28 protein-coding genes and 6 pseudogenes are annotated in these 26,845 nt (G+C 72.2%); 21 read left to right on the top strand and 13 right to left on the bottom strand.

Annotated features, from left to right (window positions below; genetic code table 11):
* Positions 1 to 1,224 (bottom strand): arginine deiminase, encoded by a 1,224-nt coding sequence (locus tag H0S67_RS17805; RefSeq protein ID WP_180934121.1) that lies wholly within the window; start codon positions 1,222 to 1,224, stop codon positions 1 to 3.
* 106 nt (positions 1,225 to 1,330) lie between these two features.
* On the opposite strand from H0S67_RS17805, the gene H0S67_RS17800 reads away from it, so the two are divergent.
* Positions 1,331 to 2,860 (top strand): YfcC family protein, encoded by a 1,530-nt coding sequence (locus H0S67_RS17800; protein ID WP_180934120.1) that lies wholly within the window; start codon positions 1,331 to 1,333, stop codon positions 2,858 to 2,860.
* A gap of 3 nt (positions 2,861 to 2,863) precedes the next feature.
* On the opposite strand, the gene H0S67_RS17795 is transcribed toward H0S67_RS17800, so the two are convergent.
* Positions 2,864 to 3,229, bottom strand: a complete 366-nt coding sequence (locus H0S67_RS17795) for a YidH family protein (RefSeq protein ID WP_180934119.1) — start codon at positions 3,227 to 3,229, stop codon at positions 2,864 to 2,866.
* Between the two features lie 33 nt (positions 3,230 to 3,262).
* Here H0S67_RS17795 and H0S67_RS17790 point away from each other — a divergent pair, with 33 nt between their 5' ends.
* The 8 genes and pseudogenes from H0S67_RS17790 (at position 3,263) to H0S67_RS17760 (ending at position 7,708) form a co-directional block, all read left to right on the top strand.
* The gene (locus H0S67_RS17790; protein WP_180934118.1) at positions 3,263 to 4,069 is read left to right on the top strand and encodes a thioesterase family protein; all 807 of its coding nucleotides are present in this window, start codon (positions 3,263 to 3,265) and stop codon (positions 4,067 to 4,069) included.
* Complete coding sequence (locus tag H0S67_RS17785; protein ID WP_246354852.1) at positions 4,062 to 4,460, top strand: (deoxy)nucleoside triphosphate pyrophosphohydrolase; 399 nt, start codon at positions 4,062 to 4,064, stop codon at positions 4,458 to 4,460. Before H0S67_RS17790 ends, H0S67_RS17785 begins: the two co-directional genes overlap by 8 nt.
* Positions 4,460 to 4,759 carry a hypothetical protein gene (locus H0S67_RS17780; protein WP_180934117.1) on the top strand — a complete coding sequence of 100 codons (300 nt, stop codon included), beginning with the start codon at positions 4,460 to 4,462 and terminating at the stop codon, positions 4,757 to 4,759. Before H0S67_RS17785 ends, H0S67_RS17780 begins: the two co-directional genes overlap by 1 nt.
* Positions 4,760 to 4,769: 10 nt before the next feature.
* The gene (gene mshB / locus H0S67_RS17775) at positions 4,770 to 5,669 is read left to right on the top strand and encodes an N-acetyl-1-D-myo-inositol-2-amino-2-deoxy-alpha-D-glucopyranoside deacetylase (RefSeq protein ID WP_180934116.1); all 900 of its coding nucleotides are present in this window, start codon (positions 4,770 to 4,772) and stop codon (positions 5,667 to 5,669) included.
* The gene (locus tag H0S67_RS17770; protein ID WP_180934115.1) at positions 5,669 to 6,049 is read left to right on the top strand and encodes a hypothetical protein; all 381 of its coding nucleotides are present in this window, start codon (positions 5,669 to 5,671) and stop codon (positions 6,047 to 6,049) included. The genes mshB and H0S67_RS17770 overlap by 1 nt, the downstream gene beginning before the upstream one ends.
* A pseudogene (locus tag H0S67_RS28395) lies at positions 6,018 to 6,620 on the top strand (peptidoglycan binding domain-containing protein); the annotation flags it as partial. The gene H0S67_RS17770 and the pseudogene H0S67_RS28395, both read left to right, overlap by 32 nt.
* Before the next feature lie 659 nt (positions 6,621 to 7,279).
* A pseudogene (locus tag H0S67_RS28390) lies at positions 7,280 to 7,384 on the top strand (VanW family protein); the annotation flags it as partial.
* Between the two features lie 87 nt (positions 7,385 to 7,471).
* Positions 7,472 to 7,708 carry a hypothetical protein gene (locus tag H0S67_RS17760; RefSeq protein ID WP_180934113.1) on the top strand — a complete coding sequence of 79 codons (237 nt, stop codon included), beginning with the start codon at positions 7,472 to 7,474 and terminating at the stop codon, positions 7,706 to 7,708.
* Here the strand turns inward: H0S67_RS17760 and H0S67_RS17755 are convergent.
* A complete protein-coding gene (locus tag H0S67_RS17755) occupies positions 7,675 to 8,835 on the bottom strand; it encodes a sulfite oxidase (RefSeq protein WP_180934112.1) in 1,161 nt (386 codons plus the stop codon). The genes H0S67_RS17760 and H0S67_RS17755 overlap by 34 nt on opposite strands.
* A 26-nt stretch (positions 8,836 to 8,861) precedes the next feature.
* The gene (gene aspS / locus H0S67_RS17750; protein WP_180934111.1) at positions 8,862 to 10,178 is read right to left on the bottom strand and encodes an aspartate--tRNA(Asn) ligase; all 1,317 of its coding nucleotides are present in this window, start codon (positions 10,176 to 10,178) and stop codon (positions 8,862 to 8,864) included.
* Here aspS and H0S67_RS27550 point away from each other — a divergent pair.
* Positions 10,177 to 11,417: pseudogene (locus tag H0S67_RS27550) on the top strand (DUF389 domain-containing protein). The gene aspS and the pseudogene H0S67_RS27550 sit on opposite strands and share 2 nt — an antisense overlap.
* On the opposite strand, the gene H0S67_RS17740 reads toward H0S67_RS27550, so the two are convergent.
* Complete coding sequence (locus tag H0S67_RS17740) at positions 11,393 to 12,334, bottom strand: GNAT family N-acetyltransferase (protein ID WP_180934110.1); 942 nt, start codon at positions 12,332 to 12,334, stop codon at positions 11,393 to 11,395. The pseudogene H0S67_RS27550 and the gene H0S67_RS17740 overlap by 25 nt on opposite strands.
* A gap of 66 nt (positions 12,335 to 12,400) precedes the next feature.
* Here H0S67_RS17740 and fdxA point away from each other — a divergent pair.
* A pseudogene (gene fdxA, locus H0S67_RS17735) lies at positions 12,401 to 12,726 on the top strand (ferredoxin).
* A 104-nt stretch (positions 12,727 to 12,830) separates the two neighbouring features.
* A complete protein-coding gene (locus H0S67_RS27545) occupies positions 12,831 to 13,535 on the top strand; it encodes an aminotransferase class I/II-fold pyridoxal phosphate-dependent enzyme (protein WP_343050166.1) in 705 nt (234 codons plus the stop codon).
* A gap of 388 nt (positions 13,536 to 13,923) precedes the next feature.
* Here H0S67_RS27545 and H0S67_RS17725 read toward each other — a convergent pair whose 3' ends face one another.
* From H0S67_RS17725 to dapD, 5 genes are read right to left on the bottom strand one after another with little or no spacing between them, the layout of a single operon-like run.
* Positions 13,924 to 15,069: a hypothetical protein gene (locus H0S67_RS17725; RefSeq protein WP_180934109.1), complete on the bottom strand. Its 1,146-nt coding sequence runs from the start codon at positions 15,067 to 15,069 to the stop codon at positions 13,924 to 13,926.
* Positions 15,069 to 15,521 carry a helix-turn-helix domain-containing protein gene (locus H0S67_RS17720; RefSeq protein ID WP_180934108.1) on the bottom strand — a complete coding sequence of 151 codons (453 nt, stop codon included), beginning with the start codon at positions 15,519 to 15,521 and terminating at the stop codon, positions 15,069 to 15,071. Before H0S67_RS17720 ends, H0S67_RS17725 begins: the two co-directional genes overlap by 1 nt.
* A 14-nt stretch (positions 15,522 to 15,535) precedes the next feature.
* Positions 15,536 to 15,832, bottom strand: coding sequence for a VldE C-terminal domain-containing protein (locus H0S67_RS23810; protein ID WP_219635320.1), 297 nt, complete (start codon positions 15,830 to 15,832; stop codon positions 15,536 to 15,538).
* Positions 15,829 to 16,521, bottom strand: coding sequence for a hypothetical protein (locus H0S67_RS25800; protein WP_219635319.1), 693 nt, complete (start codon positions 16,519 to 16,521; stop codon positions 15,829 to 15,831). The genes H0S67_RS23810 and H0S67_RS25800 overlap by 4 nt, the downstream gene beginning before the upstream one ends.
* 3 nt (positions 16,522 to 16,524) lie before the next feature.
* Positions 16,525 to 17,475 (bottom strand): 2,3,4,5-tetrahydropyridine-2,6-dicarboxylate N-succinyltransferase, encoded by a 951-nt coding sequence (gene dapD / locus H0S67_RS17710; protein ID WP_246354851.1) that lies wholly within the window; start codon positions 17,473 to 17,475, stop codon positions 16,525 to 16,527.
* Positions 17,476 to 17,755: 280 nt separating this feature from the next.
* Between dapD and ileS the strand changes: the two genes are divergently transcribed.
* Positions 17,756 to 21,016, top strand: coding sequence for an isoleucine--tRNA ligase (ileS, locus tag H0S67_RS17705; protein WP_180934106.1), 3,261 nt, complete (start codon positions 17,756 to 17,758; stop codon positions 21,014 to 21,016).
* Positions 21,017 to 21,028: 12 nt separating this feature from the next.
* Here ileS and H0S67_RS17700 read toward each other — a convergent pair whose 3' ends face one another.
* Entirely contained in the window at positions 21,029 to 21,682 is a 654-nt protein-coding gene (locus tag H0S67_RS17700) for a calcium-binding protein (RefSeq protein ID WP_180934105.1), read from the bottom strand.
* Positions 21,683 to 21,830: 148 nt separating this feature from the next.
* On the opposite strand from H0S67_RS17700, the pseudogene dapE reads away from it, so the two are divergent.
* The 8 genes and pseudogenes from dapE (at position 21,831) to H0S67_RS17670 (ending at position 25,016) form a co-directional block, all read left to right on the top strand.
* A pseudogene (gene dapE / locus H0S67_RS17695) lies at positions 21,831 to 22,918 on the top strand (succinyl-diaminopimelate desuccinylase).
* A complete protein-coding gene (locus H0S67_RS17690; protein WP_219635318.1) occupies positions 22,915 to 23,649 on the top strand; it encodes an LOG family protein in 735 nt (244 codons plus the stop codon). Before dapE ends, H0S67_RS17690 begins: the two are co-directional and overlap by 4 nt.
* Positions 23,646 to 23,939, top strand: coding sequence for a DivIVA domain-containing protein (locus tag H0S67_RS17685; protein ID WP_180934103.1), 294 nt, complete (start codon positions 23,646 to 23,648; stop codon positions 23,937 to 23,939). Before H0S67_RS17690 ends, H0S67_RS17685 begins: the two co-directional genes overlap by 4 nt.
* Before the next feature lie 15 nt (positions 23,940 to 23,954).
* Positions 23,955 to 24,224, top strand: a complete 270-nt coding sequence (locus H0S67_RS25795; RefSeq protein WP_246354850.1) for a hypothetical protein — start codon at positions 23,955 to 23,957, stop codon at positions 24,222 to 24,224.
* Positions 24,209 to 24,379, top strand: a complete 171-nt coding sequence (locus tag H0S67_RS25790; protein ID WP_246354849.1) for a hypothetical protein — start codon at positions 24,209 to 24,211, stop codon at positions 24,377 to 24,379. Before H0S67_RS25795 ends, H0S67_RS25790 begins: the two co-directional genes overlap by 16 nt.
* A gap of 25 nt (positions 24,380 to 24,404) precedes the next feature.
* Positions 24,405 to 24,761 (top strand): M14 family zinc carboxypeptidase, encoded by a 357-nt coding sequence (locus tag H0S67_RS17675; RefSeq protein ID WP_180934102.1) that lies wholly within the window; start codon positions 24,405 to 24,407, stop codon positions 24,759 to 24,761.
* Positions 24,737 to 24,802, top strand: a pseudogene (locus tag H0S67_RS28385) (hypothetical protein); the annotation flags it as partial. The gene H0S67_RS17675 and the pseudogene H0S67_RS28385, both read left to right, overlap by 25 nt.
* A gap of 76 nt (positions 24,803 to 24,878) precedes the next feature.
* Positions 24,879 to 25,016, top strand: a complete 138-nt coding sequence (locus H0S67_RS17670; RefSeq protein ID WP_180934101.1) for a hypothetical protein — start codon at positions 24,879 to 24,881, stop codon at positions 25,014 to 25,016.
* 134 nt (positions 25,017 to 25,150) lie between these two features.
* Here the strand turns inward: H0S67_RS17670 and H0S67_RS17665 are convergent, their stop codons facing one another.
* Both H0S67_RS17665 and H0S67_RS17660 read right to left on the bottom strand, forming a co-directional pair.
* Positions 25,151 to 25,960, bottom strand: a complete 810-nt coding sequence (locus tag H0S67_RS17665) for an enoyl-CoA hydratase/isomerase family protein (protein ID WP_180934100.1) — start codon at positions 25,958 to 25,960, stop codon at positions 25,151 to 25,153.
* A 29-nt stretch (positions 25,961 to 25,989) separates the two neighbouring features.
* Complete coding sequence (locus H0S67_RS17660) at positions 25,990 to 26,766, bottom strand: PaaX family transcriptional regulator (protein WP_180934099.1); 777 nt, start codon at positions 26,764 to 26,766, stop codon at positions 25,990 to 25,992.
* Between the last annotated feature and the right edge of the window lie 79 nt (positions 26,767 to 26,845).

Raw genomic sequence — 26,845 nt, 5'->3', positions numbered from 1 at the left:
TCAGAGGCCCTCGCGCTCGATCGGGCACGTCATGCAGCGTGGGCCGCCCCGGCCCCGCCCCAGCTCGTTGCCCTGGATGGTGATGACCTCCACGCCGTTCTTGCGCAGGTGGGTGTTGGTGGTGACGTTGCGCTCGTAGGCCACGACCACGCCGGGACGCACCGTCAGCACGTTGCACCCGTCGTCCCACTGCTCGCGCTCGGCCGACTTCACGTCCTGGGTGGCCGTCAGCACCCGGATCGAGTCGAGGCCGAGGGCCGCCGCGATCGCCTGGTGCATCTGCTCGGCCGGGTGGACGGTCACCTTGAGCTCCTTCTCGGTGTCGCCAGGCTCGATCGTGTACGACGGCAGCAGCCCGAGCCCGGCGTACTTGGTGAACGTCTCGCCGTCGACCATCGTCATGACGGTGTCGAGGTGCATGAACGCGCGGCGCTGGGGGAGCGCGAGGGCGACGATGCGGCTGGCGGCGCCCTGGGCGAAGAGGCTCTTGGCGAGCCGCTCGACCCCCTGGGGCGTCGTCCGCTCGCTCATCCCGACCAGCACCGCGCCGCGGCCGATGACCAGCATGTCGCCGCCCTCGGCCGTGGCCGGGCCGCTCGCCGATCCCGGCGTCCAGACCTCGAAGCCGCCGTCAGCGAAGAGCGGGTGCCAGCGGTAGATCGCCTCGTAGTGGATGGTCTCGCGCATCCGCGCCTTCATCCGCATCGAGTTGATCGCAACGCCGCCGTAGATCCAGGCGGAGGTGTCCCGGGTGAAGAGGTGGTTGGGCAGCGGGGGCAGGAAGAGGTCGTCGAGGTCGAGCGCCTGCACGACCACCGACCGCGGCTCCTCGGTGTACTCGAGCAGCTCGCGCTTGGTCATCCCGCCGATCAGGTGGCGCACCAGGGTCTCGTCGTCGAAGGCCGCGAAGGTGTTGTGCAGCGCGTCCGTGGCCATCGGCCCGTAGAGGCGTTCGTCGAACGAGCTGTCCAGGATCTGGCGGCGGGCCTCGGGGATCGCCACGGTCTCGCGCAGCAGCTCGTCGAGCAGGTGCACCTTCACCCCGACGTCGCGCAGGGTCTCGGCGAAGGCGTCGTGCTCCTGCTTCGCGTGCTTGACCCACAGCACGTCGTCGAAGAGGTAGGCGTCCTTGTTGGTGGGCGTGAGCCGCTTCAGCTCGAGGTCGGGGCGGTGCAGGATCGCCTGCCGCAGCCGGCCGACCTCGGAGTCCACGTGGAGGGTCATGCTCCACTGTGGCGTGGCCCGCGGGCGCGGGCCGAGGGCACAAGGTCATGCGGGCCGCAGACCTTGGCCCGGGTCGGCGACGGGCCCCGAGTGGTTGGGTTTGCCCATGGCCATCCAGGATCAGGCGGTGCCGAAGCCCGCCCCGGAGCGGAAGCAGCGCCGCTTCACCTTCCCCAGCGCCTTCACGGTCCTCTTCGGGGTCACGGTCCTGGTCTGGGTGCTCGCCTTCGTCGTCCCCACCGGGCGCTACCGGGTCAGCGACAAGACCGGCGGCCCGCTGCCCGGGAGCTACCACCATGTCGACGCGGGGCTCTCGTTCACCGACCGGCTGATGGAGCTGTTCCTGGCGCCGGTCAACGGCCTGTACGGCGTGAAGTCGGCCGCCACCGGGTTCATCGGCCCCTACGAGTCGGGCGAGCTGTTCGGCGCCGCCGGTGTGTTCTTCTTCGTGATCGCGATCGGCATCTTCATCACCATGTCGATGAGCACCGGCGCGATCGACAACGGCATCGCCCACGTGGCCAAGCGCTTCAGCGGACGCGGCGCGATGGTCATCGTCATGCTGATGCTGCTCTTCTCGATCGGCGGCACCACCGAGGGGATGGCCGAGGAGACGCTGGGGTTCTACGCCCTCGTGGTGCCGCTGATGCTCAGCCTCGGCTACGACCGGATGGTCGCCGCGGGCACGATCCTGATCGGCGCCGGGATCGGGGTGCTCGCCTCCACCGTGAACCCGTTCGCGACCGGCGTCGCCTCCGACGCCGCGGGCATCTCGATCGGCGACGGCATCGGCTACCGCTTCCTGATGTACGTCGTGCTGGTGCCGGTGGGCATGTGGTTCGTGCTGCGCTACGCGCGGAAGGTCAAGGCCGACCCCGCCCGCTCGCTGGTGGGTGCCCAGGAGGGTGACGCGGAGATCGCCGCGGCCGGTATGGGGGAGCTCTCCCCGATCACCGGGCGCCAGAAGGCGGTCCTGGCCGTGGTGGCGTTCACGTTCGCGTTCATGATCTTCACCATCGTCCCGTGGGCGCAGGTGATCGAGGGGCCGGACGCCGCGAGCTACACCTGGCAGTTCGACTGGTACTTCCCCGAGCTCGGCGCGCTCTTCGTCGTGATGTCGATCGTGGTCGGGCTGATCGGCGGCCTGGGGGAGAAGGGGCTGACCGACACCCTGGTCCGCGGCGCCGGCGACTTCATCGGCGTCGGCCTGATCATCGTGCTGGCCCGCGGGATCACCGTGATCATGAACAACTCGGTGATCACCGACACGGTGCTGCACTCCATGGAGAACGCCGTCAACAACACCTCGGCCGGTGTCTTCGGTGCGCTGATGTTCCTGATCAACCTGCCGCTGGCGTTCCTGGTGCCGTCGACCTCCGGCCACGCGGCCCTGGCGATGCCGATCCTGGCGCCCCTGGCCGACTTCGCCGGGGTGTCCCGGGCGATGGTCGTGACGGCGTACCAGTCCGCCTCGGGGGTCATCAACCTGATCACGCCCACCTCGGCGGTGGTCATGGGTGGCCTGGCCCTGGCCAAGGTCCGCTACGACCTGTACCTGCGGTTCATCGCACCCCTGATCGTGATCCTGCTGGTCGCCTGCACGGCGTTCTCGGCGGTCGGGGCGGCGCTGTCCTGACCGCTAGCCCGGGCTGGCCGCGAGCGCCACGGCGAGCAGCACGGCGACCAGGACGACGGCGACGGTCACCCACAGGCCGAGCCCGAAGGACGGCAGTGGCGCGCGCTCGCGCATCGCCCGCTCCACCCGCGCCCAGCGCAGGTAGGAGAGCGCGCACATCAACCCTGCGAAGAGCACGAGCACGACCACCACGGCCGTGCGCAGCAGCTCCGAGCTCGGCACGCCCAGCGAGTGCAGCGCCACCGCGCCGGCCAGCACCGCCAGCGCGGTGCGGACCCAGGCCAGGAAGGTGCGCTCGTTGGCCAGGCTGAAGCGCGGGTCCGGCTCCTCGCCCGCGCCGTAGACCCATCGAGGGTGACGCTCGGTCATGGGCACATCGTGCCCCACCCGTAGGGTCGGCGCATGGGTCACGAGTTCGACAGCCAGATCGAGGTCGAGGGGAAGGGTGAGGGCGTCTTCTCCGCGGACCTCTCCGCCGGCTGGGTGGTGGGCGGCGGTGTCAACGGCGGCTACCTCCTCGCCGTCATGGGCAACGCGCTGCGGGCCAGCCTGCCGGGCAAGCCGGACCCCCTCGCGGTCAGCGCCCACTACCTCTCGGCGTCGGTGCCCGGCCCGGCGACCGTGGCCGTGGACGTACGCCGCGACGGTGGCAGCGTCGCGACCGCGGCGGCCGACCTCCGCCAGGGCGAGGCGACCCGGATCACCGCCCTCGCGACGTACGGCGACCTCGGCCGGCTCGGCGACGACGTGCGGACCACCGCCGAGGAGCCCGACATGCCGCCACCGGACGAGTGCGTGCCCAACACCATGGCGCCGCCGGAGGTGCGGGCGATCGCCCCGCTGATGGACCGCTTCGACATGCGCTTCCACCCCGACCACGTCGGGTGGGCGGTCGGCCGGCCGAGCGGGAACGGCGTGCTGAGCGCGTGGTTCCGACTGGCCGACGGGCGCGACCCGGACCCGATCTCGCTGCTGATGGTCGTCGACGCGCTGCCCCCGGTGACCTTCGAGCTCGGGATGCCCGGCTGGGCACCGACCCTCGAGCTGACCGCGCACGTGCGGGCCCGTCCGGCGCCGGGCTGGCTCAAGGTCCGCCACGAGACCCGCAACATGGCCGGCGGCATGTTCGAGGAGGACTGCGAGGTGTGGGACTCCACCGGCCGGCTCGTCGCCCAGAGCCGCCAGCTCGCTCGGCAGCCCCGTGGCTGACGCCGTGCGGGTGCGGAGCGTCGTCGGAGCGGCGGTCGTGCGCGACGGGCGGGTGCTCACCGCGCGGCGCACGCGTCCGGCCACCGCGGCGGGGCGTTGGGAGTTCCCCGGCGGCAAGGTCGAGGACTCGGAGTCGCCCGAGGCCGCGCTGGTCCGGGAGATCCGCGAGGAGCTGGGCTGCTCGGTCGTCGTGGAGCGGTGGCTCGGGGGCACGGTCGCGATCGGCGCCACGCACGAGCTGACCGTGGCGGTGGTCCGGATCGTCGAGGGCGAGCCGGTCCCGCACGAGCACGACGCCGTGCGCTGGCTCGGCGCGGACGAGCTCGACACCGTCGACTGGCTCGACCCCGACCGGCCGTTCCTCCCCGAGGTCCGCGGGATACTGGCCTGATGCGCGGCATCTTCTTCGACGAGGACGACGCCCGGTTCGTCGTGGACCGGCTGGTCGCCGACGGCTTCGACGCCACCGTGGTGCGAGAGCGCCTGGCCGGCGAGGACGACGACGAGGACCAGCCCTGGGCGGTCCTGACCGACGCCCCCTCGGTCGTGCTCGAGCTGCTGGTCGACCGCTACGACGGGTGGCTGGACGAGGGCCACGAGCCGGCGCCGGGGGAGCCGGGCGGGCCGGCCGCGCCGCCGCTCGACCTGCCCACCGGCCCGACCCGGATCAAGCGACCGGACGCTCACTAGGATCGACGTCATGACCGCTGACCAGCGCCTGCTGCTCGTCCACGCCCATCCCGACGACGAGTCGATCAACCAGGGCGCGACCATGGCGAAGTACGTCGCCGAGGGGCGCGGCGTCACCCTGGTGACCTGCACCGCGGGCGAGCTCGGCGAGATCCTCGTGCCCGAGCTCGAGCACCTGAGCCCCGACGAGCTGGCCGAGCACCGCCGCGGCGAGCTCGAGGCCGCGATGAAGGAGCTCGGGGTCACCGACCACCGCTTCCTCGGCGGGTTCGGCACCTACCGCGACTCCGGCATGAAGTGGCACGAGGACGGCCACGCGGTGGCCGCCGACGACGTGCACGAGAACGCCTTCTGGCACGCCGACCTCACCGAGGCCGCCACCCGCCTTGTCGAGGTCATCCGCGAGGTCCGGCCGCAGGTGCTGGTGACCTACGACCAGTTCGGCGGCTACGGCCACCCCGACCACATCCAGGCCCACCGGGTCGCGATGTACGCCGCCCAGCTCGCCGCGGTGCCGTCGTACCGCCCCGAGCTGGGGGAGGCGTGGGACGTCGCCAAGATCTACTGGGGCGCGATGGCCGAGAGCCGCATGCGTGCCGGGCTGCGACTGCTGCGCGAGTCCGGCGACACCACCACCTTCGAGGGCATGGACCCCGACGGGCCGATGCCGTTCTTCGTGGTCGCCGACAAGGACCTCACGGCCGCGGTCGACGCGCAGGACGACGTCGAGAAGAAGATGAACGCGATGCGTGCGCACGCCACCCAGATCACCACCGACGGACCGTTCTTCGCGCTGTCCAATAACGTGGGCAGCACCGCCTGGGGCATCGAGTACTTCCGCATCGCCAAGGGCACGCCGGGGCCCGTCGGCGAGGACGGGCTCGAGACAGACCTCTTCGCCGGGCTCTGATGCGCACCCTGGCCCGCGCGGCGACGGCCCTGGCGCTGCTCGTCGTCGGGGCGGGGACGGCGCTGGCCACCGTCGCGGTGCACGAGCTCGCGTGGGGGCTGCCGCTGGCCGTGGCGGCCACGGTCGCGGCGCTGGTCGCGCTTCCGCCCGGCTGGTGGTCGCGCCTGCCGTTCGCCCTCGGCTGGACCGGCTTCGTCGGCTGGGTGGTCGACCCGCGGCCGGAGGGGGACTACGCGATCAGCTCGGACTGGCGCGGCTACCTGGTGGTGGGAATGGCGCTGGTGCTGCTCGTGATCGGCATCGCGACGCTGCCGCGGCCACGCCCGCGAACCTCGGCGGGACCGGCGCGTGAGCCCGGAACGGCCCCGGCGCGTCCCTAGAATCGGGCCCGTGAGCGAGCGGGAGAGGGCCGGTGGACGGGTCGTCGTGGTCCTCGTCCTGGTGCTGGCGATCCTGCTCGGCGGTGGCTACGCCGCGGCCTACTACGCCGCCGGCGACAAGCTGCCCAGGGGCACCACCGTCGGCGGGGTCGACGTCGGCGACCGCACCGCGGCGAGGGCGGCGTGGGTGCTGCGCCAGGGGCTGCGGGACCGCGCGCACCGGCCGATCACGGTCACGGTCGGTGGCCGCACCGAGCGGGTCACCCCGCGCGAGGCGGGGCTTGCCGTCGACTACCGCGCCTCGGTCGACCGGGCGGTGCAGCAGCAGAGCTGGCGGCTCTCGAGCATGTGGGACCACTACGCCGGGGGTGAGCAGCTCGACCCCGTGGTCACGGTGGACGAGGTCCGGATGGACGCCCTGGTCGCGCGCCTCGACGCGGAGGACGGCACGCCGCCCCGCGACGGTGCCATCGCCTTCCACCGCGACGGCCCCCGGATCAGGGCTCCTCGGCTCGGAGAGCAGCTCGATGCCGCCGAGACCGGCGCGGCCCTGGAGTCGGCGTACCTCCAGGACGACCCGCGCGCGGACCTGACCCTGCACCAGGTGGACCCGGACATCGACGCCGGTGACCTCGCGAAGGCGATGACCGACTTCGCCAACCCGGCCATGTCCGGCTCCGTGCGGCTGCTCTTCGGCAGGACCCCCGTGAGGCTGCAGCCGAGCGACTACGCCCCGGCGATCGCCCTGCGGGCCAAGCACGGCACGCTCGTGCCGCACCTCTACGAGTCCGTGCTCCGCAGGCTCGTCGGCGACGCCGTCGCGGCCGACGGCGCGCCGGTGGACGCCACCGTCGCCCTGGTCGACGGCAGGCCGCAGGTGGTGCCGGCGCAGCGCGGGGTCACCTACCACCAGGCCGACGTCGACGACGCCTTCCTCAGGCTGATCACCCGCGACCTCGGGAAGCGGTCGTTGACGGTCCGGTCCAGGGTCGCCGATGCCCGGTTCACCACCCGCGACGCCCGCAGGCTGCAGATCCGGGACAAGGTGTCGAGCTTCACGACCTACATCCCGTCAACCGCCCGCCGCGACACCGACCTCGCTCGCGCCGCCGAGGCCGTCGACGGCACGGTGCTGAAGCCGGGGGAGACCTTCTCGCTCGACGGCACGGTCGGGAGCGGACCAGCACCGACGACGGTGCCTCGCAGCTGGCGACGCCGCTCTTCAACGCGATGTTCTTCGCCGGGCTCGAGGACGTCGAGCACACGGCGCACTCGTCGTACGTCGACGGCTACCCGGTCGGCCGGGACGCCACCGCGGTCCGGGGCTCGGTGGACCTGCGCTTCCGCAACGACACGCCGTACGGCGTCCTCGTACACGCCCACGTCACGCCCAGCACGCCGTCGCAGCAGGGCGCCGTCACCGTGAGCATGTGGTCGACCAAGCGCTGGGACATCACCTCCAGCACCTCCGACCGCTACCGGCTCCGACCGCCGCGGACGCTCACCCTCACCACCGGCGACTGCCGGCCCAGCACCGGCCACGAGGGCTTCGACGTCGACGTCACCCGGCACTTCCGCAGGCCCGGCCGGACCGTCCTCGACCACGACGAGGTGTTCCACACCCGCTACCTGCCGACGGACACGGTCGTCTGCCGGTAGCTACAGGGTCGTGCCCTCCACGGTGCGCTCCGGCGCACCTGGGCCACACGACCGCTGCCGTGGACGGTCACCGGGCGACGCACCACCGCGGCGAACAGGTAGCCGTCGTCGTTCAGTGCCGCCTCGGCCGGCTGACGACGTCCGCGGCTGTCGGTGGCGCGGCTGAGCAGCACGTGCTCGCCGGCCCGGTCCGGGGTCCAGGGGTGCTCCCACTCGACCCAGCTCGACGGCTCGTTGGAGCCGGTCAGCGTCGCCTCGTCCCAGGTCTCGCCGCCGTCCGTGCTGACCTCGACCACGCTGATCGTCGACTCGCCCGACCAGGCGCGCCCGCGCAGCACGGTCATCCGTCCGGCCTCGAGCCGGCCGGCCACGTCGACGGTGCTCTTGGGCGGCATCCGGTCCAGCACGGCGCCGGAGCCGGACCAGCCCTCGCCGTGCATGCGGTACCACCGGGTGTTCCACGGCGAGTCGACCACGCTGGTGGTGACCCGCAGCTCGCCGAGCCACTTGATGCTCGCGATGCCGACCCAGCCCGGGACGACCAGCCGGACCGGGAAGCCGTGGTCGGCGGGCAGCGGCTCGTCGTTCATCGCCCACGCGATCAGGGTGTCGTCGAGCGCCTTGGCCAGCGGCAGCGGACGGCGCACGCGACCGTGGTCGACGCCGTCCTCCACGTAGGGCTCGTCGAGCCCGACCGGCATCACCTGGACGGCGTCGGGCCGCAGGCCGGCGTGGCGCAGCACGGTCGACAGCGGCACGCCGGTCCAGCGAGCCACGCCGATCGCCCCGAGACCCCACTGGGTCCCGGGACGGTGGCTGCCCTGCTGGTCGGCGAAGAGCCGACGACCGTTGCCGGTGCACTCCAGGGCCCGTTCGTAGGTGGTGCTGGTGAACGCCTGCAGGTCGGCCAGCGAGTAGGCCCGGTCGGCGAGCACGCCGTCGCCCGAGACCAGGAGCCGCCAGGTGGCCACGTCGATCTCGGGCGCGCTGGTGTGGTTGCGCACGAAGAAACGGTCGGTCGGGGTCAGGTGGGGGACATCGGCGTCCCACCGGCTCTCGACGTCCGTGCCGTGGTGCACGAACCAGTCACCGCCGTCGACAGGACGGCCCAAGGAGTCACGCAGCATGTTGTAACCATACGAATAAACTGGAGTTAGGCGAATTGGCGCGCCGTCTGACGCCTCCAGCATGCACCGTCAGGGGCCAGGCGGTTGAGGTCGCGCGGAAAGAGCGTCACCTCGCGGATGTTGGCCGCCTGCACCAGCCGGGCGGTCCAGCGCTCCAGCCCGATCGCGAAGCCCCCGTGCGGTGGCATGCCGTGCTCGAAGGCCTGGAGGTACGACGCGTACGCCGCGGGGTCCTCGCCCCGAGCGCGGATCGCCTCGTCGTACGACGTGGGCCGGTGCAGGCGCTGGCCGCCGGTGACCAGCTCGAGCCCCCGGAAGAGCAGGTCGAAGCTGTTGGACCAGCGCGCGTCGTCGGGCTGCGCGTGCGTGTAGAACGGCCGCTTGGCCATCGGGTAGCCCTCGACCGCGACGAAGTCGCTGCCGTGCTCGGCGAGCGCCCAGGCGCCCAGCGCCCGCTCGTGCTCGGGGGCGAGGTCGGGCTCGTCCTCGGGCGCCCCCACCAGCGCGAGCGCGTCGCGGAAGTGGATGACCGGGATCTCCTCGGGCACCACCGGCACCTCGGCGCCGGAGAGCTCGACGGCGTGTGGCGCGCGCTCGTGGACCGCCGACACCATGCCGGCCAGCACGTCACGCAGCACCCGCAGCACGTCGCGGTGGTCGTCGATGAAGCCGAGCTCGGCGTCGAGGGAGACGTACTCCGCCAGGTGTCGGACCGTGTCGTGCGGCTCGGCGCGGAAGACCGGACCCACCTCGTAGACGCGCTCGAAGACGCCCACCATCTGCTGCTTGTAGAACTGCGGGCTCTGGGCGAGGTAGGCCGGGCGGCCGAAGTAGTCGACCTCGAAGACGTTGGCGCCGGACTCGGTCGCCGAGGCCACGAACTTGGGCGTGTGGATCTCGGTGAAGCCGGCGCGGTCCAGGGTGTCGCGGAAGCCGCTCAGCGACGCGGCGGCCAGCTCCCACTTCACCCGCTGGGCCGGGTGCCGCCAGGTGACGGGGGCGTGGTCGAGCAACGTGGGGAGCGAGGCGTTCATGGCCGGGCGCCACAGCTCGACCGGTGGGGTCGCGGCCGGCTCCGTGAGCGCGGTGATCACCGGCTCGGTCACCTCGATGCCGCCCGGGGCCTGGGGGTTCGCCGTGGCGATCCCCGTGACCTCGACCGTGGTCTCCTCGGGCGGGACCTGCTGCCCGTCCTTGACGACCACCTGGGCCAGGCCGGTCCGGTCCCGCAGGACCAGGAAGGTCAGCGCCGCGAGCTCGCGGCGACGGTGGACCCAGCCCTGCAGCCGGACGGTCTGTCCGGGGGTGGCGTGGGGGAGCTCGGTGCTCAGGGTTCGTCTCATGGTCTTCACCTCCAGTAGCTGTGGCAGCCCTGGAGGTGTGGGCGGGGGCAAGATCGCGGTGCCACCACACCTTCGCCGACGGCTCTGCCAGGCAGAGGTTCGGCCTCTCGTCGGTACGCCGTACGCGCGGGTCCCGCTTCCCTGCCGGACAGGGCGAGGGTTGTCAGGCCTCACGGGATCCAGCCAGATCGTAGGACCGGGGCGACCCGGAGGGAAATCGGAATCGCCGTACGCTGTCGCCGTGCTCGTCCACTTCCGCCTCACCGTGCCCGACGACCTCTCGGACCGGGTCCGCGACCTGCTCGTCGAGGGGGAGTGCATCACCAACGTCACCGTGGAGAGCGGGATCTGCGTCGACCCCGAGGGCGACCTCATCGAGTGCGACGTCGCGCGCGAGAAGGCGGGCACCGTCCTGCACCAGCTCAACGAGCTCGGGCTCGACGACCGCGGCGGCATCGTCATCACCTCGCCGCTCTCGACGCCGTTCGCCGAGGCGTCCCGCCTCGAAGCGCTGGCGCCCGGTCATCCCGACGACGCCGTGATCTGGGAGTCGGTCGAGGCCAAGGCCGACGACGGCGCCCAGCCCACGGTCTCGTACCTCGTCTTCCTGGTGCTGGCCGTCATCCTTGCCGCCATCGCCGTCGTGACCGACTCCGCGATCCTCGTCGTCGGGGCGATGGTCGTGGGCCCGGAGTTCAGCGCGGTGGCGGCGGTGTCGGTCGGGATCGTGTTCGCCCGGTGGGGCCTGGTCGGGCGGAGCCTGCAGCTGCTCGTGCTCAGCTTCGCCTTCGCGGTGGCGGTGGTGGCGGTGCTCGCCTGGCTGGTCGGCCTGACCAGTGCGCTGGACGGGGAGATGCTCACCCAGCCGCGGCCGAACACCGGCTTCATCTGGCACCCCGACATGTGGTCCTTCATCGTGGCGCTGGTCGCCGGGCGGCGGGCGTCCTGGCGCTGGCGATCGAGAAGACCGCCACCATGGTCGGCGTCTTCATCAGCGTCACCACCGTGCCGGCCGCCGGCAACCTCGCCCTCGGGATCGGCCTGTGGCAGCCCTCGGAGATCCTCGGGTCGCTCGAGCAGCTCGGCGTCAACATCGCCGGCATGGTCGTGGCCGGCGTCGTCGTCCTCGCGGTGATGCGGACCAGCTGGACCTGGGTCACCACCCAGTCCGAACGCCTCTTCGGCCGGCGTGCGCCGCGACGCGTCTTCCAGCCTCAGCGGGAGACCGGCTCCAGGTAGCGGCAGGTGTGGTGGGGCGAGAAGCCCAGCCCCTCGTAGAGCGCCAGCGCCGGCTCGTTGTCGACCTCGACGTGCAGCCAGGCGGTGGTCGCACCGCGCTCGCCGCCCCAGTCCAGAAGCTCGGCGACCACCGCGGTGCCCAGCCCCCGGCGGCGCATGGCCTCGTCGACGGCCAGCCCGTGGAGGCCGAGCCAGTCGCCGTCGAGGGTCGCCCGGCCGGCCGCGGCGCCGTCCCCCACCTCGACCAGGACCCGGTCGCCCTCCTCGACCACCCGAGCCTCGCCCGCGCTGCGGGCCGAGCGGCCGGCCGAGCGGGAGGCGGACCGGGCGGCGCGCAGGGCCCGGGCCAGGGAGGCGATGAGGAAGTGGGCGTCGCCGCCCGGGACCGGGGTCCAGCCCACGGCCGACAGCGCCTCGTCGATCGCAGAGCCGCGCTCCACCTGGGCGAGCACGCGCCGGCCGCGGCCCTCGTAGAACGCCTCGATCCGGCCCACCGCCGCGTCCAGGTCGACGCCGGGGTCGCCCATGGCCAGGCAGGAGTTGGCCCGCTTGAGCAGCCGGCCCACCGGCGCCGGGTCGGTGCGCAGCACCCACTCGCCGAGGGGCTCGGTCTCGAGGCCGGCCCAGAGCGTGAGCGCGTGCTGCTCGGCCGCCCGCGCACCGACCCGGTGGCGCACCGAGGGGCGTGGTGGCACCGGCTTGCCGGACACGATGTCCGCGAGCCGGATCTCCACCGGGTCGCCGGACTCCGGGGCGATCACGCACCGGCCGTCGCCCCAGGCCGTGCAGATCCCGAGCACGTCGGTCATCGCCGGACCACCCGACGGGCCGGTCTCGCCCGGCAGGATCCGGCGTACGACGACCCGGCTGCCGACCACGTGCGGGCCCAAGCGGTGGGCTTCTGGGGAGGCTGGCACGTCGGGATACTAGGCTGTCTCTCGTCCGAACAGTTGTGCTGTCCCGTGCTCCCTCAGGAGGATCTGGTGACCTACGTCATCGCCCAGCCGTGCGTCGATCTCAAGGACCGGGCGTGCGTCGACGAATGTCCTGTCGACTGCATCTACGAGGGCAAGCGGATGCTCTACATCCACCCGACGAGTGCGTCGACTGCGGCGCCTGCGAGCCGGTCTGCCCGGTCGAGGCGATCTTCTACGAGGACGACACCCCGGAGGAGTGGAAGGAGTACTACACGGCGAACGTGGGCTTCTTCGACGACCTCGGCTCTCCCGGTGGCGCGGCCAAGATGGGTGAGATCGACAAGGACCACCCGTTCGTCGCGGCCCTGCCGCCGCAGAACCAGGACTCCTGAGCCCGCGGCCGAGCCGGCCGAAGGTCTCGAGCCGGCTCCCCGACTTTCCTTGGGACCACCTCACGGCTCACGCGGCGACCGCCCGGGCACACCCGGGCGGCGTCGTGGACCTGTCGGTCGGCACCCCGGTCGACCCGACGCCCGCGGTCGTGCAGCACGCGCTGTGCGAGGCCGCGGACTCGCCGGGCTACCCGACCACGATCGGCCGGGTGGACACGCGTCAGGCCTGCCTCGACTGGCTCTCGCGCCGCCACGGCGTGGTCGGCCTCGGCCTCGACGCGGTGCTGCCGGTCGTCGGCTCCAAGGAGCTGATCGCCTCGCTGGCCGGGCACCTCGGCATCGGGTCCGGAGACCTGGTCGCCTACCCGGAGCTCGCCTACCCGACGTACGAGGTCGGTGCGGTGCTCGCCGGTGCGCGCGCCGTCGCGACCGACTCGCTGACCTCACTCGGCCCGGAGACGCCGGCGCTGCTGTGGCTGAACTCGCCGTCGAACCCGACCGGCCGGGTGCTGCCGCCCGCCCACCTGCGCAAGGTCGTGGACTGGTGCCGTGAGCGCGGCACGATCCTGTCTCCGACGAGTGCTACATCGAGTGCGCCTGGGACGAGGACCCGGTCTCGGTGCTGCACCCGTCGATCTCCGGCGGGTCGACCGAGGGATCCTGACGGTCCACTCGCTCTCGAAGCGGTCCAACCTCGCCGGCTACCGGTGCGCCTTCGTCGCGGGCGACCCCGCGCGTGGTCGGCGAGCTGCTCGCGGTGCGCAAGAACCTCGGGCTGCAGATGCCCGCGCCCCAGCAGGCCGCGATGATCGCCGCGTTGGACGACGACGCCCACGTGCTGGAGCAGCACGCCCGCTACGCCGCGCGGCGGGCCCGGCTGCGCGAGGCCCTCGAGTCCGCGGGGTTCCGCATCGACCACTCCGAGGCCTCGCTCTACCTGTGGGCGTCGCGGCAGACCCGGAGGGCGACGAGGACTGCTGGGACACCGTCTCCTGGCTGGCCGACGCGGCATCCTCGCCGCCCCGGGCACCTTCTACGGTGCGGCGGGTGCGCACCACGTGCGGATCGCCTTCACCGCCACCGACGAGCGGATCGACGCCGCCGTGGAGCGCCTGGCCGGCTGAGCCCGCCGTTGCGCTGGTGCTGTTGCGACCAGACGCCGCGGTGCAACAACGCGGTCGGTGTCGGCGGGCTCGCCTACCATCCTGCATGGTCACGGTCCCCCGTACGTTGGGGCCGGGCCAAGCGGAGCAGGCTGCCTCGTTCGGGGGGACAGGCAGCCGCTCCGCGGCCACCGCCCTCAGCGTCGATGCGTGGCCCCGTCTCCACCCACCACCCGGCGCCACCCCGCGTCGACGCCGGCAGTGCCGGGTCCGCGGCGAGCCCGGACAGTCGCGGATCGCCGGTCAGGCCCAGGCAGTGGAGGGTGCGGCGCACGGTGATCTCGTCCCCTGCAAGCCCGCGGTCGAGCGTGGGCTGCGGCAGCGGCCGGGTCCCATGGCTGAAGAAGGTCAGCACGTGCTGGAGGTCGATCGCACTCTCGGACGCCAGAAGCGGCCGCACCCCGGCCGGCACCTCGCCGGTGTGGCAGAACGCCGCGACGCGCAGCCCCGCGGCCACACCGACGTCGAGCGGCCCGGTCGGCGGCTCGAGCAGGACGCGGACGAGGGCGTCGGCGAAGGGCGAGAAGGCGAGCAGGCTCGTCGCGTGGGACATGCGGACGCCGCGGGGGTCGAACATCGCCTCGAAGAGCAACCGGGCGAGGAGGGGCTCCTCCGGGTGCCCTGTCGCCCCGGCCGCTGCCCGGGCGAGTGACTCGGCCAGCAGGTAGTGGCGGTTCTGCCGGCTGCGGGTCCACACGGTGGGTCCGGGCGGGGCCGCCGTCTCCTGCGGGCAGGCCTCCCGGGCACGCGCCTGGAGCTGAGGCGGGAGGGCGGCCCACAGCTGCGCCAGCACCGCCCTGCGCGCCGGCTCGCCGTCGGCCTCGTGCCACGCCAGCTCGAGGTGGGGCAGCAGGGCGGTCCACTCCTCGAGCCCGAGGCCGCCGCGGACGAGCATCGCCTGGAGCCCGTACGACGCGCCCCGGGCGAGGTAGGTCGACTCGTGCCGAAGCAGGGTCGCCATCCAGTCCAGCAACGAGGGGGTGGGCCGCTCGGCCAGCACGACGAGCAGGTCCCAGGTGTTCTGGGCGTGCGGGGCGAGGACGAGCCCGCGCACCACCTCGTCGACGAGGTCGCCGTACGCGCTGCAGCGCAGCATCGCCAGTGACTCCAGCCTCGTGAAGCGGGCCAGGCCCGTGGAGCGCGCGAGCTCGAGCGAGAGCCGGCGTACCTGGGGCTCCATCAGGGTCCTGGGCAGGCCGACGCCCGTGCCGGAGTGCTGCCGGCGAGCTCGAGCCAGGCGCCCCCGGTCGGGCTCGCGACGTCGATCGCCTCGAAGGCCAGGCTGAAGCGCTCCAGGCTCGGGGGCGCGGGTCTCGCGACGACCTCCGGGGCGTAGGGAAAGGTGCGGCACATCAGGTCCACCGGTGCCCGCAGGGCGCCGTCGGACAACCCCAAGGCACGCTCGTAGCCGTCCAACGCCGCCGGGGACCGCTGCCCCTCGCTCTCGATCCGGCTCAGCGTCGCCGCCGACAGGGGGGCGCCCTGCCCCTTCAGGGCGGCCGACATCTCGCGCAGCGACAGGCCCGCCACGCTGCGGTGGGTGCGCATCATCCAACCGATCCGTGCGGCCACGTCGATGCGTGAGGCGGCGATGGGGGTCCGGTCGTCGACCGTCTCCGAGACTCGTGGCACCGGCACATCATCCGTCACCGGCGCCGAGCGCGTGGGGGACTAGGGGAAGACGTCGACGTGCACGTGGTCACGGTGCTCGAGCACCGCCGGGTCGCCGGAGGTCTCCGGCGGGTCGTAGTGCGCCAGCCGCTGGTCGACTCGGAGCCCGAGCGCCAGATCCGGCCGTCGAAGATGACGGTCTGGATCGAGAGCCGGTCGGCCTGCGCGACGAGGTACTGGGCGATCGCCCAGCCCCTGATCTTGTTGGCCGGGGTGATCGGGCGCTCGAAGATGTCGATGGCGCGCCCGTCGTAGTGGGCCGAGCCCTTCATGTGCCCGCTGGAGACGCCGCCGGGGCGAACCCGCCCAGCGACTGGTGGCCGAAGACGGTCTCGACCTCGCGGCGGACGGAGTCGGCGCGGTGCGTCAGGCCGAGGTCGTTGAGCTTGGCCCGCCCCTTCGGCACGTCACCGCGCACGACACAGGTGAACGCGTGCGGAGAGTTGCCCGTGAGCGCGGAGGCGAGGACCCGCGCGTCGGCCTCGTGGTCGGCGTACGCCTCGGGATAGCCGGAGTGCTGGACCTCCTGGGCCGCAGCGGTGATCCGCATCGTGTCGTAGCCGTCGACCTTGGCGAGCGCGTCGTAGAACGCGTTGATCGAGTAGTAGGGGTTGAGGATCTGCTGCCGGGTGCCCCACCCCTGCGACGGTCGCTGCTGGAAGAGGCCCAGCGAGTCCCGGTCGCCCTGCTCGAGGTTGTAGAGCTTGGACTCCTGGTACGCCGTGGCGAGGGCGATCGACGCGGCCCGCGCGGGCATGCCCCGCTGCACGGAGACCGCCACGATCAGGGCGGCGTTCTCACCCTGCTCGGGGCTCAGCGAGACGCTGTGCCCGTCGACCGTCGCGGTGCAGCCGTCCGGGGTGAACAGCGGTGTCACGTGGTGCAGCACCGCGTAGCCGGTGGCCACGACGACCCCCAGCACCGCCACCCCGACCAGCGCCGAGGCGGTCCTCCTGCGCATGGGCTAGTTGGCGTGGAGAGCGGCGTTGAGCTCGACGCCCTCGCTCTTCCACGGCACTGCCTCGATGGCGCCGGTCACCGAGTTGCGGCGGAACAGCACGTTGCTGGTCCCGGAGAGGTCGAGGGCCTTGACGACCTTGGGCTTGCCGTCCATGTCGGCGACGGTCACCTTGGTGCCGGCGGTGACGTAGCAGCCCGCCTCCACCACGCAGTCGTCGCCGAGCGAGATGCCCAGGCCGGCGTTGGCGCCGAGCAGGCAGCGCTCGCCGATCGAGATGACCTGCTTGCCGCCTCCGGAGAGGGTGCCCATGATCGAGGCGCCGCCGCCCACGTCGGAGCCGTCACCGACCACGACGCCGGCCGAGATGCGGCCCTCGACCATCGAGGCGCCGAGGGTGCCGGCGTTGTAGTTGACGAATCCCTCGTGCATGACGGTGGTCCCCTCCGCCAGGTGGGCGCCGAGCCGGACCCGGTCCGCGTCGGCGATGCGCACCCCGGTGGGGAGGACGTAGTCGACCAGGCGCGGGAACTTGTCCACCCCGAAGACGGTCACGTGGTGGCCGGCGCCGCGCAGCCGCGCGCGCGTGGCCTCGAAGCCCTCGACCGCGCAGGGGCCGGCGGAGGTCCACACCACGTTGGTGAGCAGGCCGAAGACCCCGTCCATGCTGATCGAGTGGGGGATCGCGAGGCGGCTCGAGAGGAGGTGCAGGCGCAGCCACACGTCCTCGGTCGACGTCGGGGGCGCCTGGAGGTCCGTGACCTCGACCAGGCGCACCTCGCGGGTCACCCGGCGAACGTCGTCGTCGCCCGCGAGCGCGGTCAGCTCCTCCGGCGCCGCTGCGTCGCCCGGCCTCTCGCCCGTGGCGGGCGCGGGGAACCACACGTCGAGCACGGTGCCGGCGGCGTCGAGGGTCGCGAGGCCGTAGCCCCAGGCCTTGGTCGGTGTCGCAGTCACGGGAGTACAGCCTAGGTGCCCCCGGCCCGGAACTGACTGGCACCCACCGCGGACCGGGCCGTACGCTGTGACCACAGGCGTTCGAGCCGTCATCAGCGGCGAGCCTCCGGAAGAACGGCCCGCGCGGGCTCAGTAGAACCGGACGGGTAGGCCCGTCACAGCCGTGAACGAGCGGTCGAGCCCACGGTTCGGCAAGCGAGGTGGTACCGCGGACCCCGATAGGGGAGTCGTCCTCGTGGCAGCAGCCCGAGATGCACGACGACCCGCAGGAGAGCCACCGATGACCTACCCCAAGGTCTCCACCGCCGCCGACGGCCCCCACAGCACTGCCGTCCCCTCCTCTCCGAAGTTCCCGGAGATCGAGGAGCGGGTGCTGGAGTACTGGAAGAAGGACGACACCTTCCAGGCCAGCATCGACGCGCGCGACCCGGGTGAGGACGGCTCGAACGAGTTCGTCTTCTACGACGGCCCGCCCTTCGCCAACGGCCTCCCGCACTACGGCCACCTGCTCACCGGCTACGTCAAGGACCTGATCCCGCGCTACCAGACCATGCGCGGCAAGAGGGTCGAGCGGCGCTTCGGCTGGGACACCCACGGGCTGCCGGCCGAGCTCGAGGCGATGCGCCTCAACGGCATCAAGACGACCGACGAGATCCTCGAGCTCGGCATCGAGGAGTTCAACAAGGCGTGCCGCGAGTCGGTGATGAAGTACACCGGCGAGTGGCGCGAGTACGTCACCCGCCAGGCGCGCTGGGTCGACTTCGACAACGACTACCGGACCATGAACCCCGACTACATGGAGTCGGTGATCTGGGCCTTCAAGCAGCTCTTCGACAAGGGCCTGGTCTACGAGGGCTTCCGGGTCCTGCCCTACTGCTGGAACGACGAGACCCCGCTGTCCAACCACGAGCTGCGGATGGACGACGACGTCTACCAGATGGTCAAGGACCCGGCCGTCACCGTCGGCTACCGGCTCGAGACCGGTGAGCTGGCCCTCGTCTGGACGACCACGCCCTGGACGCTGCCGTCCAACCTCGCCGTCATGGTCGGCGAGGACATCGACTACGTCGTGGTGGAGTCGGACTTCACCGGCGTGACCGAGCGCTACGTGATCGCCGAGGCCCGCCTGGAGTCCTACTCCCGCGAGCTGCGCAACGAGGACGTCGAGGACGTCGACCAGCAGGTCGTGCAGCGGCTCAAGGGCAGCGACCTGGTCGGCCGCCGCTACACCCCGCCGTTCTCCTACTACCTGGGCCACGAGAACGCCTTCCGCGTGGTGCCCGCCAACGACGCGGTCACGACGACGGACGGCACGGGCCTGGTCCACACCGCCGGCGCGTTCGGTGAGGTCGACAAGGAGGTCACCGACCGCGAGGGCATCGAGGCGGTGATGCCGGTCGGCAAGGACGGCCGGTTCACCTTCCCGGTCACCGACTACGAGGGCATGCTCGTCTTCGACGCCAACCTGCACGTCATCGACCACCTCAAGGCCTCCACCCGCGGCACCGGGGAGGCCGGCGCGGTCACCGACGGCACCGTGCTGCTGCGCCGCGAGAGCTACGAGCACTCCTACCCGCACTGCTGGCGCTGCCGCGAGCCCCTCATCTACAAGGGCGTCTCGTCGTGGTTCGTCGAGGTCACCGCCGTGAAGCAGCGGATGCTCGAGCTCAACGAGCAGATCCGCTGGGTGCCCGACCACATCAAGCACGGCCAGTTCGGCAAGTGGCTGGAGAACGCCCGCGACTGGTCGATCACCCGCAACCGGTTCTGGGGCTCGCCGGTGCCGGTGTGGAAGAGCGACGACCCGACGTACCCCCGCATCGACGTCTACGGCTCCTTCGAGGAGATGGAGCGCGACTTCGGCACGCTGCCGCGCGACAAGGAGGGCAACCCCGACCTGCACCGGCCGTACGTCGACGAGCTGGTCCGGCCCAACCCCGACGACCCGACGGGGCAGTCGATGATGCGCCGGGTCCCGGACGTGCTCGACGTGTGGTTCGACTCCGGCTCGATGAGCTTCGCGCAGGTGCACGTGCCGTTCGAGAACGCCGAGTGGTTCACGCACCACTTCCCGGCGGACTTCATCGTCGAGTACATCGGCCAGACCCGCGGCTGGTTCTACACGCTGCACATCCTGGCCAGCGCGATCTTCGACAAGCCGGCGTTCGAGACCTGCCTGAGCCACGGCATCGTGCTCGGCTCCGACGGCAACAAGATGTCGAAGTCGTTGCGCAACTATCCCGACGTGCGCGAGGTCTTCGACCGCGACGGCGCCGACGCCATGCGCTGGTTCCTGATGTCCTCGCCGATCCTGCGCGGCGGCAACCTGGTGGTCACCGAGCAGGGCATCCGCGACTCGGTGCGGCAGGTGCTGATCCCGCTGTGGAACAGCTGGTACTTCTTCCAGCTCTACGCCAACGCGGCCAACGGCGGTGCGGGTCACGACGCGCAGTGGTCGACGTCGTCGACCGACCCGCTGGACCGCTACCTGCTGGCGAAGTGCCGTCAGTACGTCGAGGCGATGACCCACCAGCTCGACAACTACGAGGTGGCGAACGCGTGCGACTCGACGCGGTCGTTCCTCGACGTGCTCACCAACTGGTACATCCGCCGCTCGCGGGACCGGTTCTGGGGTGACAGCGCCGACGCCTTCGACACGCTCTACACGGTGCTCGAGGTCGTCTGCCGGGTGACCGCGCCCCTGATGCCGCTGGCGACCGAGGAGGTCTGGCGCGGCCTGACCGGCGGCCGCTCGGTGCACCTGGCCGACTGGCCGGCCGCCGGGGACCTCCCCGGTGACGACGCGCTGGTCGAGGCCATGGACCAGGTGCGCGACGTCTGCTCGGCCACGTCCGCGCTGCGCAAGGCCGGCAGCCTGCGCAACCGGCTGCCCCTGTCGACGCTCACGGTGGTCGTCTCCGACGCCGCTGCGCTGGAGGGCTTCGAGTCGATCGTGGCCGACGAGGTGAACGTGAAGGCGGTGCGGCTGCTCGACGCGGACGCGCCCGAGGCGGCGTCGTACGGCGTCTCGCAGAAGCTGACCGTCAACGCCCGCGCGGCCGGACCCCGGCTGGGCCGCGACGTGCAGACGGCGATCAAGGGCTCCAAGTCCGGCGACTGGTCGCTTGAGCCGGACGGCACCGTGATCGCCGGTGGCCTCGCGCTCGAGGAGGGGGAGTACACCCTCGAGACCGTGGCCGGGTCGGCCGACGGCGGCTCCGCGACCGGCATGCTGCCGCGCGGTGGCTTCGTCGTGCTCGACACCACGGTGACGCCCGAGCTGGCCGCCGAGGGGCTCGCCCGCGACCTGGTCCGCGCCGTCCAGCAGGCCCGCCGCGACGCCGGCCTCGACGTCTCGGACCGGATCGCCCTGACCATCGGTGGTTCCGGGACGGTGCAGTCGGCGGCCCGGACCCACGAGGCGCTGATCACGGGCGAGACCCTCGCGACGTCGTACGCCGTCAAGGACGCCGACGGCGAGGGCACCCCCGTGACTGTCGGGGACAACGAGAAGGCGACCGTCCTGGTGGCGCGGGCCTGAGCGCAGGACCGCTCAGCGGTTGACCACGGAGACGTGCTCGCAGTGGCGCAGCCTGTCCAGCGGGTCGCGCCGGCCGTCGTAGGTGACCTGGTCACCCACGGCGGCCCGGTTGCGACCGCAGTCGATCAGGTCGCGGGCGTTGTCGTCGTAGGTGATGACGGTGTCGGCGCCGCGCCCGGCCACCACCCGGTCCTCGCCGCCCTTGAGCAGGATGGTGTCGTCGCCGGGGCCGGTGACGAGCAGGTCGGTGTCGGCCGGGCCGGCGTTCTTGTCGCTGAGGTCGAAGTCGCCGACGATGTCGGGGGCGCCGTCGCCGTGGATCTCGTCGTCGCCGTAGCCCCCCGCCAGCTCGTCGCTGTGCCGTCCGCCGGACAGCAGGTCCTGACCGCGTCCCCCGACGAGGAGGTCCGCGCCGGCGCCGCCGAGCACGTTGTCCGCGCCGGTGCCGCCGAAGAGCCGGTCGGAGCCGATCTGGCCGCGGAGGAAGTCGTCCCCGCCGAGACCGTGCTCCACGTCGTCACCGCCACGTCCGGCGATCTTGTCGGCCGCCGCGGTCCCGGTCAGGACGTCCGGCCCCGGTGTCCCGATGACCGTGTCGGCCGCGGCCGGCGAGGCGGCGGCGAGGAGCAGGAGGCAGGCGGTGGCCAGCTGTGTGATCGTGTGCATGGGGTCGTCCTCGAGAGTTCGGTCCCCGTGGCCACCAACCTTGGCGTCGGGGACCGGGCGCGGTCAAGAGCGATCGGCGCACACCTTCGCGGGAGCACTGCCCGGGGAAGTCCACGCCGACTCGGCAGGGGCTGGTTGACTAGGCGCCATGCCACGCCTGGACCTCGCCGCCGACGCCGTCTCCCTCACCGAACAGCTGGTGGACATCCAGTCGGTCAGCCACCACGAGCAGGAGATCGCCGACGCCGTGGAGGAGGCGTTGCGGACCCTCGGCCACCTCGAGGTCACCCGCCGCGGCCACACCGTGGTCGCGCGCACCGACCTCGGGCGCGGTGAGCGGGTCGTCATCGCCGGCCACCTCGACACGGTCCCGGTCAACGACAACTGGCCGTCGCGCCGCGAGGCGCGTCCGGACGGCGACCTGCTGCACGGCCTCGGCACCTGCGACATGAAGGGCGGGGACGCCGTCATGCTGCGCCTCGCCGCGCACCTGCCCGAGCCCAACCGCGACGTCACCTTCATCTTCTACGAGGCCGAGGAGGTCGACGCGCAGTACAACGCCTCACCAAGCTCTCCGCGAGTGACCCCGAGCTCATGGAGGGCGACTTCGCGATCCTCATGGAGCCCTCGAACGCCGGCGTGGAGGCCGGCTGCCAGGGCACCCTGCGCGTCGACGTCCGCACCACCGGCGAGCGCGCCCACACCGCCCGCAGCTGGCAGGGCGACAACGCGATCCACCGGGCCGGCGGCGTCCTCGCCCGGCTCCAGGCCTACGAGGCGCGCAAGCCGGTCATCGACGGGCTGGAGTACCACGAGGGCCTCAACGCGGTCTTCGTCCGCGGCGGCGTCGCCGGCAACGTGGTGCCCGACGAGTGCGTGGTCGAGGTCAACTTCCGCTTCGCACCCGACCGCAGCGAGGCCGAGGCCGAGGCGTTCGTCCGCGAGTTCTTCGAGGGGTACGACGTGACGGTCACCGACAGCGCCCCCGGGGCACTGCCGGGCCTGCAGGTGCCGGCGGCGAAGGCGTTCCTCGAGGCCGTCGGCGGCCCCGACGGCACCGTGAACCCCAAGTTCGGCTGGACCGACGTGGCCCGGTTCACGGGTCTCGGCGTCCCGGCGGTCAACTTCGGCCCGGGGGACCCGTTGTACGCCCACAAGCAGGACGAGCAGGTGCCGGTCGAGCACATCGAGCGCTGCGAGCGGCTGCTCCGCGCGTGGCTGGGGGCGGACTCGTGACCGAGAGGTTCGCGGGGCCGATCCTCAAGCGTCGCCGGCAGGCCCAGGAGACCAGCACGACCGACCAGCGGCTGCTCGACAGCCGCGGCCCCAGCGACTGGGTGCACCAGGACCCGTGGCGCGTCATGCGGATCCAGGCCGAGTTCGTCGAGGGCTTCGGCGCCCTCGCCGAGCTGGGGCCCGCGATCGCCGTCTTCGGGTCCGCGCGGACCACGCCCGACCACCCGACGTACGAGCTCGCCGAGGAGACCGGGCGCAAGCTGGTCGGGGCCGGCTTCGCGGTGATCACCGGTGGTGGTCCGGGAGCGATGGAGGCCGCCAACAAGGGAGCCAGCGAGGCCGGCGGCGTCAGCGTCGGCCTGGGGATCGAGCTGCCCTTCGAGTCCGGCCTGAACTCCTGGGTCGACAAGGGCATCAACTTCCGTTACTTCTTCGCCCGCAAGACGATGTTCGTGAAGTACTCCCAGGGATTCATCGTGCTGCCCGGCGGCATCGGCACGCTCGACGAGCTCTTCGAGGCGCTCACGCTGGCCCAGACCCGCAAGGTCACCCGGTTCCCGATCGTCCTGGTCGGTGTCGACTACTGGCAGGGCCTGCTGGCCTGGCTGCGCGACACCGTCCTCGCCGACGGCAAGGTCTCCCAGGCCGACCTGGACATGCTGACGCTCACCGACGACGTCGACGAGGCCGTGGCGATGATGGTCGCGGCGCGCAACGGGGACCGCCGATGACGTGGTTCTTCGCCATCCTGATCGTGCTGGCGATGGGCGGCGTCGCGGTGGTCGCCGCCGGCAGGGGAGCGCCGCTGGCCGAGGAGTACGACGACCGGCCCGACTCCGCGGTCCCCGGCGACGGGCCGCTGGGACCCGATGACCTGCGCCGCGTGCGGTTCTCGATCGCCGTGCGTGGCTACCGCATGTCCGAGGTCGACGCGCTGCTCGACCGCCTCGCTCGTCAGCTCGAGTCCGGCAATGAACGCGGGGTGGACCCGGAGGGTCGTGGCGGCGAACCCACGGCGTAGGGCACACTTCCGAGCGTGTCGACCCAGGTGATCGTCTACATCCTGACCGTTCTCGCGGCCGTGGTCATAGTCCTGACCCGCCTGCGCCTCGGCAAGGACCACGGCGGAGCAGGCCGCTTCCAGGTCGGGCGCCGCCTGCTCGACGTGCACACCACGGCAGGGGTGGGTGCCCTGGTCGTGTGGGTGTTGTCCTCGTCGCGGACGAGGGCACTCCGCTGGGCAGCCCCACCACCGGCATCGTCGCGCTGGCCCTGTGGTGGATCGTCGTCGTGGCAGGGTTGCTGATCCTGGTGCGGTGGCTGCCGAGCCACGGACGGCACGCGTCCGGCGCGGCCGAGGACACCTGGTCGGAGGGCCCGGGGCTCTCGGTGCTCGCCCACGTCGGCATGTTCGTCGGGGTCTGCGTGTTCACCTGGGCCTACCTGACGTCCACGGTCTGACCCCTTGGTGTGTGATGCTGGGGTGATGCTCCGACGTCTCGGTATCGCCACCGCCGGCCTCGCCCTGCTCGCCGCCTCCTCGCCCGGCCTGCCCTCGTCGGCCCAGGCCGCTCCTGCGCAACGGAGCGCGGTCATCGGCACCCGCGTGCTCGGCAAGTCCGTGGAGGGCCGCAAGATCGTGGCCTGGCACCTCGGCGAGCCGGGCAAGCCCAAGGTGGTCCTCATGTCCGCCATGCACGGCGACGAGCGGGCGCCGCGGCAGATCCTGCAGGCCTGCGCGACGGCGCGCCGATCCACGGGATCAACCTGTGGGTGGTGCCGACCTACAACCCCGACGGGGCTGCCGCCGGCACCCGCAAGAACGCGCACGGTGTCGACCTGAACCGCAACTTCCCCTACAAGTGGGTGGACCTCGACGGCAACTACGAGTCCGGGCGCAAGCCCGCCTCCGAGCCCGAGACCCGGGCGATGATGAGGTCCTCAGCGACGTCCGGCCCAGGTGGATCCTCAGCTTCCACCAGCCCTGCACGGCGTCGACACCGACACCAAGCGCCCGACGTTCGCGCGCAAGGTGGCTCGCCACCTCGACCTCCCCGCCAAGAAGTTCAGCTGCGGAGCGTCTGCCACGGCACCATGACGATGTGGTTCAACCACAAGTTCGCCGGCACCGCACTCACCGTCGAGTACGGCGCCACCCCGCCGCGCCGGCTGATGCGGGTGCGGGCGCCCCGACAGGTCCTGTCGATCTGGGGTGCCCGGCGTGCTGACCGCTCAGCGGCCCTCGAAGGTCGGCTTCTCCTTCGCCACGAACGCCGCCACCGCGGCGGCGTGGTCGGCAGTCGCGCCGGTCTTCGTCATCATCGAGCTCTCGAAGGCCAGGGACTCCTCGAAGGAGTGGCCGGCGGAGTACGCCACCGACTGGCGCATCGCGCCCAGGGCCACCGTGGGCCCGGCCGCGAGGCGCTCGGCGAGGGCGCGGACCTCGGTGGTCAGGTCGGCGGCCGGCACGACGCGGGTGGCGAGACCGAGCTGGTCGGCCTCCTCGGCCTCGAGGGTGCGGGGGAAGTACAGCAGCTCGAGGGCCTTGGCGCGGCCGACCAGCTGCTGGAGGTGGTAGCTCGCCCCGGTGTCGCAGGAGAGCGCCACGTTGGCGAAGGCGAGGTTGAAGCCGGCGGTGTCGGCGAGGATCCGCAGGTCGCACGCGAAGGCCAGGCTCGCCCCGGCGCCGGCCGCCACGCCGTTGACGGCCGCGATGACCGGCTTGGCCATGCCGGCCAGGGCGGTCACGATCGGGTTGTAGTGCTCGTCGACGGTCCGGAAGAGCGAGTCGCTCGACTCGCTGCGCAGGATCGAGATGTGCTCCTTGAGGTCCTGCCCGGTGCAGAACGCGCGACCGGTGCCGGTCAGCACGACGCAGCGGGCGGCCGGGTCGTCCGCGACCTGCCGCACCGTGTCGAGCAGCATCACCTTGGTCGCGACGTCGAGGCTGTTCATCGCGTCGGGGCGGTTGAGCGTGATCGTGGCGACCCCGTCGGAGAGGTCGAGGAGCACCGGCCGGTCGGCGGAGGGGGAGTCGGTCATGGCACGCAGTCTGCCGGATCGCCGAACCGTCAGGAGCCCAGGCAGGTCGCCACGAAGCGGTCGGCGCCCGGCTTGAGCCGGTCGGCCTCGGCTGCGAAGAGCTCCGCGGACGCCCGGCCGGGCCAGTCGCGCGGGAGCAGGCTGTCGGGCAGCCCGGGGTCGGCGAAGAGGAACTTGCGCCACTCGTGGACCAGGTGGAAGCGGGCCGCGAACGCCCCCTTGTCGTCCTCGTCGTGGGAGGCCAGCTGCCGGGCGACCAGGTCGCCCGCGGTGGCCAGCCAGTCGTCGTACGCCGCCCGCAGCGAGCCGAGGTCCCAGGCCTCGATCGGCGGCGGGTCGAACTCGACGGCGCGGGCGGTGCGGGCGCGGGCGCCGGCCCGGTCGAGGACGAAGCGCAGCTCGGTCCGCTCGTAGGGGCTGACCCAGACGTGGTCGGTGAGCTCGGCGTAGCCCACGAACGCCAGGTCGGCCCGCAGCCGGGTGCGCGCGCTGCGGTCGTCGGGCGGGGTGACGACGACGAGGTGCCAGGACCCGTCCCAGCTCGGGTCGGTGCGCCGGTAGATCCGGTCCGCGGCCTGGTCGAGGCGGCGGGTGGCGCGCTCGGTCGCGCGGTAGCCGCGTCCTCCCGCCAGCTGGACCGGCTCGAGCCAGCCCTGCATGACCATCCGCGAGATCGCCGTGCGGACCGCCGGTGCCGCGATGCCCACCGGGTCCAGCATGCGCACCAGGGAGGCCACCGGCGCCTGGTTGTCCCGGGCGCGCAGGTGGTCGCCGTACACGTCGAAGAGTGCCGAGCGGGCGTGCATGCACGGAGTCTGCCAGTCGGTCCGGTCGCCGTTGCGGAAGCTGGTCCACACAACCTGTACGGGCCTGTGGTCCGGGTCA

This window comes from Nocardioides ungokensis (genome assembly GCF_013466985.1).
GTDB lineage: Bacteria > Actinomycetota > Actinomycetes > Propionibacteriales > Nocardioidaceae > Nocardioides > Nocardioides ungokensis.
This window is presented reverse-complemented; position numbering and strand designations above follow the sequence as displayed.

Coding starts and splice junctions, on each gene's coding strand:
- H0S67_RS17805 (WP_180934121.1), bottom strand. CDS start 1,224: ATGACCCTCCACGTGGACTCCGAGGTCGGCCGGCTGCGGCAGGCGATC.
- H0S67_RS17800 (WP_180934120.1), top strand. CDS start 1,331: ATGGCCATCCAGGATCAGGCGGTGCCGAAGCCCGCCCCGGAGCGGAAG.
- H0S67_RS17795 (WP_180934119.1), bottom strand. CDS start 3,229: ATGACCGAGCGTCACCCTCGATGGGTCTACGGCGCGGGCGAGGAGCCG.
- H0S67_RS17790 (WP_180934118.1), top strand. CDS start 3,263: ATGGGTCACGAGTTCGACAGCCAGATCGAGGTCGAGGGGAAGGGTGAG.
- H0S67_RS17780 (WP_180934117.1), top strand. CDS start 4,460: ATGCGCGGCATCTTCTTCGACGAGGACGACGCCCGGTTCGTCGTGGAC.
- mshB (WP_180934116.1), top strand. CDS start 4,770: ATGACCGCTGACCAGCGCCTGCTGCTCGTCCACGCCCATCCCGACGAC.
- H0S67_RS17770 (WP_180934115.1), top strand. CDS start 5,669: ATGCGCACCCTGGCCCGCGCGGCGACGGCCCTGGCGCTGCTCGTCGTC.
- H0S67_RS17755 (WP_180934112.1), bottom strand. CDS start 8,835: ATGCTGCGTGACTCCTTGGGCCGTCCTGTCGACGGCGGTGACTGGTTC.
- aspS (WP_180934111.1), bottom strand. CDS start 10,178: ATGAGACGAACCCTGAGCACCGAGCTCCCCCACGCCACCCCCGGACAG.
- H0S67_RS17725 (WP_180934109.1), bottom strand. CDS start 15,069: ATGGAGCCCCAGGTACGCCGGCTCTCGCTCGAGCTCGCGCGCTCCACG.
- H0S67_RS23810 (WP_219635320.1), bottom strand. CDS start 15,832: ATGAAGGGCTCGGCCCACTACGACGGGCGCGCCATCGACATCTTCGAG.
- H0S67_RS25800 (WP_219635319.1), bottom strand. CDS start 16,521: ATGCGCAGGAGGACCGCCTCGGCGCTGGTCGGGGTGGCGGTGCTGGGG.
- ileS (WP_180934106.1), top strand. CDS start 17,756: ATGACCTACCCCAAGGTCTCCACCGCCGCCGACGGCCCCCACAGCACT.
- H0S67_RS17700 (WP_180934105.1), bottom strand. CDS start 21,682: ATGCACACGATCACACAGCTGGCCACCGCCTGCCTCCTGCTCCTCGCC.
- H0S67_RS17685 (WP_180934103.1), top strand. CDS start 23,646: ATGACGTGGTTCTTCGCCATCCTGATCGTGCTGGCGATGGGCGGCGTC.
- H0S67_RS17675 (WP_180934102.1), top strand. CDS start 24,405: ATGCTCCGACGTCTCGGTATCGCCACCGCCGGCCTCGCCCTGCTCGCC.
- H0S67_RS17665 (WP_180934100.1), bottom strand. CDS start 25,960: ATGACCGACTCCCCCTCCGCCGACCGGCCGGTGCTCCTCGACCTCTCC.
- H0S67_RS17660 (WP_180934099.1), bottom strand. CDS start 26,766: ATGCACGCCCGCTCGGCACTCTTCGACGTGTACGGCGACCACCTGCGC.